This is a genomic window from Sphaerobacter thermophilus DSM 20745 (genome assembly GCF_000024985.1).
In the GTDB taxonomy this organism is placed as follows: domain Bacteria; phylum Chloroflexota; class Chloroflexia; order Thermomicrobiales; family Thermomicrobiaceae; genus Sphaerobacter; species Sphaerobacter thermophilus.
This window is the reverse complement of the sequence record NC_013523.1, coordinates 2153441-2165502: the sequence shown is the minus strand read 5'-3', so window position 1 is coordinate 2165502 and position 12062 is coordinate 2153441. Positions and strand designations below refer to the sequence as shown.

The following is a 12062-nucleotide window of genomic DNA, read 5'->3' as shown; positions in this document are numbered from 1 at the left end:
GTCCCTCTCATCCCATCGTGCTGGTGAACCTGTGCGGCGCTGGAGATCGTCACCAGGGAGGTAGAGCACGACCGAACGGTCGCCGAGATGCGAGGGTGGACTCGCAATCTGCGTTCCGACCGGTGGTGGGTCGTGTGATCGCAGCGCGCCGCCGCCCGCGGCGCGCTCGACCCGTCAGCGACGCGGCGGACACGCCGCGCGGCCCCGTTGCTGGTGACTCCCGGGCCGCTCTCCCCTTGGTATGGATCGTACCACAGGTTACCGTCGCGTCCTGATCCTTGCGCGCCGGATGATTGACTTCTCTATCGTTCAGTGTAGAGATCGCGTAGAATAGCAGCATCTGGAGGTGAGGCGTTCATGCTGGCGTGCCCGCCGTGTCCAGGAAGGAAACGAGCGCATCTGTGACCCTCTCCGGTGGCCGGATCTGTCCCGACTGCGGCAGTGATCGCGTGGACTTCGTTCAGCGCGGGTTGGCTGGGCCCATCAATGCGACAGACCAGTACTACCGCTGCCACGCCTGCGGGCGGGTCACCTACGAGATCGTCACGCGAACGTCGCGCGAGCTTCGGGCGGGGCGGATCGAGCCTGGTCGCGTGATCCGTACTGCCGGCCACAGCTACTCGGTGCGCCGCATCCTCAAGATCGGGCTCGACGAGTATCTCGTCTACCTCCGGCCCGCCGAAGACCCCTTCCCACGCCTTCGCCGGCAGGGGCAGGGCCAGGAGCGGTAACGAACGAGCATTGACGAATTCGTCTCGGCTACCCGCCACCCGCTCCCCCTCGTGTCATGCTTCGCTGCGCCTGGGCACAGGTCACGGCGGATTGACCGCGAACGCCGCGGGGCATCTGGTCTCACCGCTCGGCGCGTGCCCGGGGCTCAAGCCCCGGGCTGACAACGAAAGCCGGCTGAAGCCGGCTCTTTGGAGTGCGGCGGCCCGAGCCGCCGCTTTGGTATCGCGCGGCATCAGCCGCGCGCCGGGGTCGGTGCCGCGTCGACCTGGGGACGCGCGATCGGTGGTGCGAAGGATCCCGCACCCTTGCGCGTGCCCGGGGATGGGTAGCGTGCGGATCACCGCCCCGGGCACGGGCCACGGCGCGGCCACCTTCCCGCCACCCACCCCCGGGCACGCGTCGACCGCGTACGTCCATGTAAGTCGGCAGACTCCGTTAGCCCCGGGTACAGGCTGGCCAGGTGAATCCGAGAACGCGGCAACACCGGACGTGCCTGCCCGGGGTTGCCGGGATGGTCGAGGATATCCCGAACGGGAACGTGCCGGGGTCGGGCGAGGGATCCCCCTCGCTCCCAAAGGCGGGAGCGAGGGGGTTGCGTGCGACGGGACTAGGAGACCTGCGCGGCGGTGCGGAGGGACTCGGGCATCGGCTTGTCGCGCTTGGTCGGGGTGACGTACTTCTCGACGAGGCTGCTGGTGCCGCCGACGTTGAGCCGGTCGAAGATGAGATCGAAGCGCTCCTCGAGCAGCTTGCTGATCCCCTGGCGCACGTCGTCCGAGAGGTCCCACATCTGCTGCTTGAAGGGGCCGAAGGCCCGCTTGCGGGTCGTGTAGTAGAACTGCGCGTCGGTCATGTCCGGCTTGCGCTCGTCGGCATGGTTCTCCGCCAGGTAGGCGTAGATCTCGTCGCGCAGGTCCTTGGGGAAGAGGTCGCTGTCGTAAATCAGGTTCTGGAACGCCGTCGCCAGGTGCACCTCGCAGGCGTTCGCCTCGGCGAAGCGGTTGAAGGCGACCTCGGGCAGGGTCGATGCGCCGTGCTGGACCGCGCCGGCCAGGCCGTACTCCTTGCGGCTGACCTCGGAGAGCTCGGCCAGCGTGTCGAAGTCGACCTTGACGTCGGCGATGGTGCCGTCCGGCAAGACGACGCCGCCGTGGCTGGTGCCGGTCTGGACGCTGATCTTGCTGATGCCGACCAGGTCGCCGCCCTTCTCGGCAAGGACTCGGTTGAAGCCGTCCATGAAGGCGCGCAGCTCGTGGACGTCGCTGTTCTTGCCGCCCACCTCGCCGATCTCGCCGCCGACGGAGACCATGACCCCCTCGGGCTGGTGCTTCCGGATGAAGGCGGTCAGGTCGGCGCAGTGCTGGTAGTTGAGGGTCTGCTGCTCGGCCACGGTCGGCTTGCTCAGGTCGACCAGTGTGGAGGAGTCGACGTCGATGTTGTAGAACCCGGCGTCGAGCGCTTCGAGGATTAGCTTCTCAACGCCCTCGATCTCCTTCTGGGGATCCTTGGCGTAGCCCTTGGCGCTGATCTGGAAGTGGTCGCCCTGGATGAAGACCGGGCCGCGGTAGCCCTCGCGCAGCGCGGCGGCGAGCACGCTGGAGACGTACTCCTCCGGCCGCTGCTGGGTGTAGCCGATCTCCGAGCGGGCGATCTCGAAGATGAACTGCTTGCAGTCGTAGCGCATCGCAGTGCGGAAGACTGCCCGCGCGGTGTCGTAGGTCAGGCCGCGGATATTGATCGCCGGGGTCGTGCGGTGGTGCCACTCGCCGCGCCCGCCGGCCATGTAGTACTCGTGGATCGAGGCCGGGAGCGCGCCGAGCGCCTGGGCCGCCTGCCAGATGATCCAGCGGCAGGCCGGCTTGACCTCGTCATCGCCGAAGACGGCACCGTAGACCAGGCGATCAACCTTCTGCTCCCGGAACGCCCGCTCGTCGGTGATCGAGAGGGCGCCGTCCCGGATCTCGGCAGCGGGTTTCAGGTCGTCGATCAGCTCCTGAACAGACGAATAGCCACGCATGGGTGTAGCCTCCTCGCGGTATCGTCCCGTTGGCACGGCCACCGGGGCCGGCCAGAGCCTATCTTAGCCGTACTTCTCCGCTCCGGGCCATACTCGCTCTTGGCAAGCAAATTCCGCGCCGACTGGCACCGAACGGCTACAGGTGCTCGGCGAACCAGTCGACGATCCACTGCAGCCGCTCGATGCGCCGGTCGGGCCGCCCGGTGCGCGACAGGCCGTGGCTCTCCTCCGGGAAGCGGACGAAGACTGCCTCCTTCCCCAGGTAGCGCAGCGCAGCGAACCACTGCTCGGCCTGCTCGATGGGGCAGCGCAGGTCCTGCTCGCTGTGGAGGATGAGGATCGGCGTCGTCACGTTCTTGACGTAGGTGATCGGGGAGCGCTCCAGGTAGAAGGACGGGTTGTCGTAGGCGCTGCCGCGGAACTCCCATGGAGTGTAGGACCAACCGATGTCGCTTGTGCCGAACAGGTTGAGGCGGTTGCAGGTGCTGCGCTGGGTCACGGCCGCCTTGAAGCGGTCGGTCTGGGTCACGATCCAGTTGGTCAGGTAGCCGCCGTAGGAGCCGCCGGTGACACCCAGGCGCTGCTCGTCGATGTAGCCCTGTGCGACCACGTAGTCGACCCCGGCCATGACGTCGCGGTAGTCGACCCCGCCCCAGTCGCCCATGGCCGCGGAGACGAACGCCTGCCCGTAGCCGGTGCTGCCGCGTGGGTTGGTCATGAGGACGACGTAGCCGCGGGCGGCCAGGACCTGCATCTCATGGAAGAAGGCGCTGCCGTACATGGCGTGCGGGCCGCCGTGGATCTGGAGGATGAGCGGGTAGCGGACGGACGGGTCGAAGCCAGGCGGCTTGAGCAGCCAGCCCCCGATCTCCACCCCGCCTTCAGCGGGATAGGTGATGCGCTCGGCGGGGACGAGCTCTACCTCGGCCAGGAAGTCGGCGTTGGCCTCGCTTACCTCCCGCTCATTGCTGCCGTCGGCCGCGGCCACATAGACCTCCAGCGGCCGGGTGGGCGAGGAGGCGAGGAAGGCGAGCGTGCCGTCGCCGGCAACGCTCACATTTGCGACTTCCCGGTCGCCGCCGACGACGACCGTGGTCTCGCCGTCGAGGCTCACGCGCAGGACCGGCACCGTGCCCTGATCGCTGATGAGCGTCAGCAGTCCGCTGCCGTCGGGCAGCCAGAGGGGTCGCTGAGGCGCCACCGCGTAGTGCTGGTCCGAGAGCACGGTGTTGCCCACCTCGCGGTCGAGCGCGGCGGTCAGGTTGCGCGCCTCGCCCCCGGTGGTGGGAGCGACCCACAGGCCGGTGAGCGTCGTCGGGCCGTAGGGTTCGACGATCGGGTTGCCCACGTAGGCGATCCAGTCCCCGTCGGGCGAGAAGGCCGGGGAATTGTAGACACCGTCGCTGGGGGTGATCCGGCGCGGCTCGCCGCCGTCGAGCGGCGCGATCCAGATATCCGAGAAGGTATTGCGCTCCCGGTCGTCGGTGCGGTTGGAGACGAAGGCGATGGCGCGGCCGTCCGGCGACCAGGCCGGCTGGGTGTCGTCCCAGTCGCCGTCGGTGATCTGGCGCGGCGTGCCGCCCGTGGCCGGGACGATGAAGATGTGGCGGCGTCGGTCGTCGAAGAAGCCTTCGCCGTCCAGCTTGTACTTGAGCGAGCGGATGACCTTCGTGTCGCTGCGCTGTGCCGCGCGCTTTCGGTCCTCCTCGGTCTCGTCCGCGCGCTGGACGGGGCCCTCGGGCCCGACCTTGCTGACGAACGCCAGCCAGGCGCCGTCCGGCGACCAGACCGGATCAGCCACGCCGTGCTTCAGGTCGGTGATCCGCTCCGGCTCGCCGCCGTCACTCGGCATGACGTAGAGCTGGGTCACGCCGTCGCGGTCGGAGAGGAACGCCAGCCGGCTGCCGTCGGGCGACCAGCGAGGGCTGGTGTCCTTGTGCGTCCCGGCAGTGAAGCGCGTCCGTCCGCTGCCGTCGGCGTTGACGACCCAGATGGCAGAGCGGTAGCGCTTCCCCTCCAGGTCGATCTCGGTGACGACATAGGCGACGCGCCGGCCGTCCGGTGCGATCTGGGGATCCCCCAGGTAGCGAATACGCGCCAGATCGGCGATCTCGATCGGTCGGGGCATGGGTGCGTGTCCTTTCGGGACTACTGCGTGTTGCGTATTGCGTGTTCCGTGTGTCGTGGTCCACCGGCAGGGCGGGCTTGTGCCGGACCCTGCCAGTGGACCGGATGGGTTTGCTGACGGATGCGGTCATCAGCCCTCGCCGAAGAGCGACCAGATGGTCGCGGCGTACTTGATCCCGGCGAGGTAGTGACGGACGGTGATGAACTCGTTGGCGGCGTGGCCGCGCCAGTCGGGCGGGCCGATCCCCGTCCCGGCGCCGGGGATGCCCAGTTTGCCGGCGAGCCACACCGCCTGGCGCCCGGAGGCCGACTCGCTCGGCCGCAGCGACGGCTCACGACCGTAGACGCGGCGCGCAGCCTCCACCACCACGCGCGCGAAGGGCGAGTCGGCCGGGACGCGCGAGGGTTCGATGCTGCCGAGGTCGTGCAGCTCCACGTCGGCGAAGCCGTGGTCGTCCAGGTGCTTCCGCAGCCGCTGGAAGATGTCGGCCGGGTCCTGGTCGACGACGAGGCGGAAGTCGACATTCACCGCGGCGGTCGCGGGCAGGAGCGTCTTGTTGCCCTCGCCGACGTAGCCGGAGGCGAACCCGGCGATGTTGCAGGTCGGCGTGAACAGCAGTTGCTCCAGCGCGTCCACCCCGGAGACGCCGCCGAGGAACTCGTCCACGCCGAGGTCCCGCTTCTGCGCCTCGTCGTCCCATCCCGCCTGCTCCAACAGGGAGCGCTCGAGCGGCGTTGGCGGGCGTACGGCGTCGTAGAAGCCCTCGATGCGCACGCGCCCGTCCGGACCCTTGATCGACGCCAGCGCCCAGACGAGCTTCCAGGCCGGGTTGGGCACCAGCCGGGCGCGGGCGGAGTGGAGATCCTTGCTGCCGCCGTGGGCGCGCATCTGCACGAAGAGGAGGCCGGAGGTGCCGAGGCTGACGCGCGGCACATCGCCGGCGTCGAAGCCGCCGTCGAACGAGAGGGCGGCATCGGCCGCCAGCAGGTCGCGGTGGCGCTCAACGAAAGCGGGCAGGCTGGGGCTGCCGCTCTCCTCCTCGCCGTCGAAGATGAACTTCACGTTGATCGGCAGACCGGTCGTAGCCCGCAGCGCCTCCACCGCCTTCAAGTGCGCCATCAGGTTGCCCTTGGCGTCGGTCGCGCCGCGGCCGATGATGCGGTCCCCCACGCGCCGGGCCTCGAAGGGCGGCGACTCCCAGTCGGATTCAGGGTCGGCGGGTTGCACGTCGTAGTGCGTGTAGATCAGCAGCGTCGGCGCCTCAGGCCGGTCGCTGTTGATTTCACCGTAGACCACCGGCAGCCCGTCGGTTTCGATCACCCGCGCGGTGATCCCAACGTCGCCCATCATCTCGACCAGCAGTTCGGCGCACTCGCGCACGCCGAGGTTCGCCGAGGAGATGGACGGCTGGCGGATGAGCCGCTGGAGGTCGGCGACCATGCGGTCGGCGTGCTCGTCTACGTAGGCATAGACGGGTGATAGATCGGTCATCGCGCCCCCCCTCTCGCGTCCGCTGCCGCTATGCGTCCTGTGCCGCCCGGCCCAGGTGCCGCTCATACCAGTCGATTGCCCGCTGCAGGACATCGATCTGGTGCTTGCGCTCCATGATCACGTGCGGCTCGCGCGGGTAGAGTACCAGTTGCGTCTCCACGCCGCGGCTCTTGAGCCCCTCATAGAGCTCGAACCCCTGGCTGGGCGGCACGCGGATGTCGTTCTCGCCGTAGAGGATCAGGGTCGGCGTGGTCGCCCGGCTGATGACGCGAATCGGCGACAGGCGCCAGTGGGTCTCAACCTCCTCGTCGACCGGACCGAGGTAGCGGTCGAAGACGCTGCGAACATCGGCGGTGCCCTGGAAGCTGACCCAGTTGGAGATCCCGGCGCCGGAGACGGCCGCCTTGAAACGATCGCTGTGGGTGATGGCCCAGTTGGTCAGGAAGCCGCCACCGCTCCAGCCACCGACGACGAGCTGGTCCGGGTCGGCGATTCCCTGTTCGATCAGGTAGTCCACTCCGCTGTTGATGTCCTCCCAGTCGGGCTCGCCGTAGCAGCCGACGATGCCGCAGAGGAACGCGGTGCCGCGGCCGGAGGAGCCGCGCGGGTTGGGCAGGAAGACCGCGTAGCCCCGCTGGGCGAAGAACTGCCCCCAGTCGTGCCAGCCGGCATACAGGTGGTGGAGCCAGGCACCGCACGGCCCGCCGTGGATGTGGACCAGCAGGGGATAGCGCTTCCCCTCCTCATAGCCGACGGGGAGGATCACCATCCCCTCGATCTCCAGCCCGTCGGTCGAGGTCCAGCGGATATCCCGCACCTCACCCCACTCGTAGTCGCGAGTCCAGGGGTTGAGGTCGGTCAACCGGCGCGGCTCGCCACCCAGGTCGGCTGCGTAGACGTCGCCGTACGACTCGTCGTGGGCGTAGACGAACGCGGCACGGTCGCCGCTCGCGCTCAGTCGGAAGGCGGTCACCACGCCCACCCGCTCGAACGGCGCGAATGCGTCGCTGACCTCCCCGGAGGTGAGGTTGAAGACTTTGACCGTCACCTGCTGGCCCATCTCGACCGAGGTGACGATCCGCTCCCCGTCCGGCAGCCAGTGGAAGTCTCGGAACGATCCCTCGAAGCCGGGTGCAACGATGTGGGGCTGACCGCCGCTGGCCGGCATCGTCTGGAGGGAGAAGAAGGCGGGCATGACCTCTTCGGCGGCAACGAAGGCGAGCGTCTTCCCGTCCGGGCTGAACTTCGGCGCTGTCAGCAGTCCTTCGAAGCGGCCGAGACTGCGCAACTCCCCGTCCAGGCTGAGGATCGCCATCTCGGGCGCGAACGTGTAGTGGGCCTTGGGGTCGGGCGAGGCGAGGACGACGAAGGACTTCCCATCCGGCGCCCAGGTGAACCCCGCGTCCGCCTCGGTGCCGATGTGGATCCCCTCCGGGCTGATCCGGCGCGGCTCGGGGAGGGCGTTCGGGTCGATGGCGGCCGTGGCCTCCGGCACGGCGATGACCCAGAGGCTGGCGCGCTTCACGTCGGCGTCAACGAGGCGGGCGTCGTCGCGCTCCTCGCGGCGCCGCTTCTCCTCCTCGGTCTCGGCGTCCATCGCGGTGTAGGCCAGCAACGACCCGTCGGGCGACCAGGCCGCCTGGCCGACACCCCCTTCGGCGGCGGTGACGCGCACCGCCTCGCCACCGGCGAGGTCCAGCACGTAGACCTGCGGCTTGCCGCGCTCGAGTCGATCGGAGACGAATGCCAGCCGCCGCCCATCGGGTGACCAGCGTGGAGCGCCGTCCGCCGCCTCGGAGGTGGTCAGGCGCCGGGGCGTACCGCCGTCTGCGGCGACCAACCAGATCGCGCTGACCGGGTGTTCTCCCTCCTTCGAGGCCGGTGCCGTCACGTAGGCGACGTGCCGGCCGTCCGGCGAGATCTGAACGTCGGTCACGAGCGTGGCACTGACTGCCTGCTCGAAGGGGAGCAATCGCTCCGCTGCCATTCTGTTCTCCCTCCCCTGCCGTGGGCGGATACGGGTCTCGGTTACCACGGTGAGCCTGACGCCGGAGCCGCGACCTGTCAAGGCCGGGGAGTCGTCTGGGCGTCATTCCTCCATGCTGTCCGTGCTCGCGCGGATCCCCGCGTCGTGGTCTGTGACCGGGGGTGAACCCCCGGGCTGACAAGGCGAAGCCGGCTGAAGCCGGCTTTGGAGTGCGGCGGCTCCAGCCGCCGCTTTGGTATCGCGCGGCATCAGCCGCGCGCCGGGGCTGGTTCCGCGCCAGTGTCGTGGCATGGGCTGGGTGACGCGAAGATCCCGCGCCGTGGCATGTGCCCGGGGCTAAAGCCACCGGGCTGAATACGGGCAAGCCCACTGAAGGGGCTTGGACGGCCACGCCCGGGTGGATCCGATCCGGAATCTCGATGGTTGCCGTGTTCCCAGCCCCTTTAGTGGGCTTCGATTTCTCAGCCCGGGGGTTTACCCCCGGGCACATACCTGGATGTCAGAACCGTATCACCTGAAGGTGAGCCTCGCACCGACTCAGCCCGCTTCAGCGGACTTTCCGTTGTCAGCCCTGGGGTTTACCTCCGGGCACGTACCGCTCACGCACGGCCTTCGCACGTGGTGGACATCCTGGAGGAAAAAATGCCCCTCGCCCAGCGGTGGGCGAGGGGCTGGTTGCGTGCGGATGAGAGGCGCTCGCTCAGGCTGCCTTGACGGCGTTCGTGAGCTTGGTGAGCGACTCCTTGGCGTCGCCGAAGAGCATGACCGTCTTCGGATCGTGGAACAGTTCGTTCTCGATCCCGGCGAAGCCGGGGCGCATCGACCGCTTGAGGACGATGATGGTGCGCGCCTGATCCACGTTGAGGATGGGCATGCCGTAGATCGGGCTGCTCGGGTCGGTGCGCGCGGCCGGGTTGACCACGTCGTTGGCCCCGACGACCAGGGCCACGTCGGCGTGGGCGAACTCGTTGTTGATCTGATCCATCTCGAAGAGCTGGTCGTACGGCACGTTCGCCTCGGCCAGCAGCACGTTCATGTGGCCCGGCATGCGCCCGGCGACCGGGTGGATGGCGTACTTGACCGTGACGCCGCGCTTCTCCAGCTCGTCGGCCAGCTCGCGGATCTGGTGCTGGGCCTGGGCCACCGCCAGGCCGTAGCCCGGGACGATGATGACCTCGTTGGCGTAGGCCATGACCACCGCCGCGTCCTCGGGGGTCGTCTCGCGGATCGGCTTCTCTTCGCCGACCTTGGCGCCGGCCGTGGACGCCGCGCCGAAGGCGCCGAAGAGCACATTGCTGAGCGGGCGGTTCATGGCGCGGCTCATGAGCACGGTGAGGAAGCCACCGGAGGCGCCGACCAGCGCGCCCGCGACGATCAGGATCTGGTTGTGGACCACGAAGCCGGTCAGCGCGGCGGCGATGCCGGTGAAGGAGTTGAGCAACGCGATCACGACCGGCATGTCGGCGCCGCCGATCGGGAGCACGACCAGCACGCCCAGGACCATCGCCACGGCCAGGAGGAGCCAGACGAACAGGTTGCCCCCATCGAAGCCGACCACGACCGTGCCCAGGGCGAGGATCGCCACGAAGAGGATCACGTTGAGTGCCGACAGGCCCGGGAAGCGGATCGGCCGCCCGGAGATCAACTCCTGCAGCTTGCCGAAGGCGATCAGGCTGCCGGTGAGGGAGAGCGCGCCGATGGCCGTGCCGGCCGAGACGGAGAGCGCCTCCCCGGCGCCGATGGAACCTTCTTCGCTGAACCGAAGGAACTCCGCGACCGAGACGAAGGCCGCGGTACCACCGCCCATGCCGTTGAACAGCGCCACCATCTGCGGCATGGCCGTCATCTGCACCGTGCGGGCGAAGTAGACACCGACCACGGCGCCGATGGCGGTGCCGACCACAATAATGGCGATGTTGATCGGCTTCCAGGTGATCGAGCGGTCGAGGAGGGTGACCGCGACCGCGATCGTCATGGCGAGGATGGCAAGGCGGTTGCCGTGGCGGGCAGTGGCCGGGGAACTGAGACGCTTGAGACCAAAGATGAAGAGGATCGCGGAGATGAGATAGGCGACTGCAATAATGGCTGCGCGAGCGTCAGTAATCACCGCTTCTCCACCGGCTTCTTCTTGAACATCTCCAGCATCCGATCGGTGACGGCGAAGCCCCCGAAGACGTTGCCGGCCCCGAGCACGATCGCCACGAAGGCCAGCACGTAGAGGAGGGGCGAATCGGCCGTCCCCGCGACAAGGATCGCGCCGATGAGCACGATGCCGTGGATGGCGTTGGTGGCCGACATCAGCGGTGTATGCAGCGTCGATGGGACGCGGCCGATGACCTCCACGCCGAGGAAGAGCGCCAGGAGAAAGACGTAGGCGCCCAGGATGAGCTCTTGACTCACGCCACTCGCTCCTTCATCCACTCGCGGGTCGGCCCGTGCAGGACCTCACCGTCCCGGGTCAGGACCACGCCCGCGGTAATCGAGTCCTCCATGTCGAACGTCAGGTTGGCGTTCGGCGCCAGGTGCTCGAGGAGCGCGCCGATGTTCTTGGCGTACATCTGGCTGGCGTGGTAGGCCATCTCGCTCGGCAGGTTGAGCGGGCCCATGATCGTGACGTTGTGGCGGACGATCGTCTCACCGGGCTTGGTCAGCTCGCAGTTGCCGCCCATCTCCGCGGCCAGGTCGACGATCACCGAGCCGGGCCGCATGTTGGCAACCGTGTCCTCCGGCAAGAGCAGCGGCGCGGGGCGGCCGGGGATGAGTGCGGTCGTGATGATCACATCGGAGCGGGCCGCGTGTTCCTTAATGAGGGCGATCTCCCGCTTGATGTGCTCCTCCTCTAGCTCAGTGGCGTAGCCGCTCGCGTCCTGCGAGCTCTGGATGTCCAGCTCGAGGAAGGTGGCGCCCAGGCTCTCGACCTGCTCCTTCACCACTGGGCGGGTGTCGAACGCCTCCACCACGGCACCGAGGCGGCGGGCGGTGGCGATCGCCTGGAGCCCGGCCACACCAGCCCCGAGGACGAGCACTCGGGCTGGGGGGATCGTCCCCGCGGCGGTCATGAGCAGCGGGAAGAACTTGGACAGCGCATTCGCGGCGAGCAGCACCGCCTTGTAGCCGGCGATGGTGCTCATCGATGAGAGCGCGTCCATCGGCTGGGCGCGGGTGATGCGCGGGATCGCGTCCATGCTGAGCGCGGTGACCTTGCGCTCGGCCAACTGCACCACCAGTTCGGGGCGGGTGAGCGGCGAGAGGAACGCGATGATTACCTGACCCTCGCGCAGCAGCGGCACCTCCTCGTCGGTCGGCCGCTGCACCTTGAGGATCACGTCCGCTTCGCGGTAGAGTTGGGCGACTTCGGGGACGATCGTCGCGCCGGCCTCCGTGTAGAGCTCGTCAGGGTAGCTGGCTGCGACGCCAGCCTCGCGCTCTACCAGGATGCGGAAGCCGCGGCCGGACAGTCGCTTGACGACATCCGGCGTGAGGGCGACCCGTCGCTCCCCAGGGATCGTCTCCCGAGGCACCCCTACCGTGAGCGTGGGGCCGGATTCGGGCTGTGAAGACACCAAGACCAACCACTCCTTGATACTCGCTGTGGGTGGACGAATCCCCCACAGTCATGACCGGGATCGTCGAGGCACATGGCCGCAGGTGTCGCGCGCGGCACGTCGACCGATGTGTTCCCACAACGGGTAGCGTACCGCCGCGAT

The 12062-nt window shown here is 68.4% G+C and carries 8 protein-coding genes; 1 reads left to right on the top strand and 7 read right to left on the bottom strand.

Features of this window, described 5'->3' with window-relative positions; translation table 11 throughout:
- The first annotated feature begins 401 nt into the window (after positions 1–401).
- A complete protein-coding gene (locus tag STHE_RS09855; RefSeq protein ID WP_012872430.1) occupies positions 402–731 on the top strand; it encodes a hypothetical protein in 330 nt (109 codons plus the stop codon).
- A 608-nt stretch (positions 732–1339) separates the two neighbouring features.
- Here the strand turns inward: STHE_RS09855 and STHE_RS09850 are convergent.
- From STHE_RS09850 to STHE_RS09820, 7 genes are all read right to left on the bottom strand, one after another.
- A complete protein-coding gene (locus STHE_RS09850; RefSeq protein ID WP_012872429.1) occupies positions 1340–2749 on the bottom strand; it encodes a class II fructose-bisphosphate aldolase in 1410 nt (469 codons plus the stop codon).
- 136 nt (positions 2750–2885) lie between these two features.
- Positions 2886–4877 (bottom strand): S9 family peptidase, encoded by a 1992-nt coding sequence (locus STHE_RS09845; RefSeq protein WP_012872428.1) that lies wholly within the window; start codon positions 4875–4877, stop codon positions 2886–2888.
- Between the two features lie 129 nt (positions 4878–5006).
- Positions 5007–6368: a M20/M25/M40 family metallo-hydrolase gene (locus tag STHE_RS09840; RefSeq protein WP_012872427.1), complete on the bottom strand. Its 1362-nt coding sequence runs from the start codon at positions 6366–6368 to the stop codon at positions 5007–5009.
- Positions 6369–6396: 28 nt separating this feature from the next.
- Positions 6397–8355 carry a S9 family peptidase gene (locus STHE_RS09835; RefSeq protein WP_012872426.1) on the bottom strand — a complete coding sequence of 653 codons (1959 nt, stop codon included), beginning with the start codon at positions 8353–8355 and terminating at the stop codon, positions 6397–6399.
- Between the two features lie 700 nt (positions 8356–9055).
- The gene (locus tag STHE_RS09830) at positions 9056–10462 is read right to left on the bottom strand and encodes an NAD(P)(+) transhydrogenase (Re/Si-specific) subunit beta (protein WP_012872425.1); all 1407 of its coding nucleotides are present in this window, start codon (positions 10460–10462) and stop codon (positions 9056–9058) included.
- Positions 10459–10755, bottom strand: a complete 297-nt coding sequence (locus tag STHE_RS09825) for an NAD(P) transhydrogenase subunit alpha part 2 (protein WP_012872424.1) — start codon at positions 10753–10755, stop codon at positions 10459–10461. Before STHE_RS09825 ends, STHE_RS09830 begins: the two co-directional genes overlap by 4 nt.
- The gene (locus tag STHE_RS09820; RefSeq protein WP_012872423.1) at positions 10752–11918 is read right to left on the bottom strand and encodes a Re/Si-specific NAD(P)(+) transhydrogenase subunit alpha; all 1167 of its coding nucleotides are present in this window, start codon (positions 11916–11918) and stop codon (positions 10752–10754) included. Before STHE_RS09820 ends, STHE_RS09825 begins: the two co-directional genes overlap by 4 nt.
- Positions 11919–12062 lie beyond the last annotated feature (144 nt).

What these genes read in the sequence shown, in the direction of transcription:
- STHE_RS09850 (WP_012872429.1), bottom strand. Translation starts at nt 2,749, where the DNA reads ATGCGTGGCTATTCGTCTGTTCAGGAGCTGATCGACGACCTGAAACCC.
- STHE_RS09845 (WP_012872428.1), bottom strand. Translation starts at nt 4,877, where the DNA reads ATGCCCCGACCGATCGAGATCGCCGATCTGGCGCGTATTCGCTACCTG.
- STHE_RS09840 (WP_012872427.1), bottom strand. Translation starts at nt 6,368, where the DNA reads ATGACCGATCTATCACCCGTCTATGCCTACGTAGACGAGCACGCCGAC.
- STHE_RS09835 (WP_012872426.1), bottom strand. Translation starts at nt 8,355, where the DNA reads ATGGCAGCGGAGCGATTGCTCCCCTTCGAGCAGGCAGTCAGTGCCACG.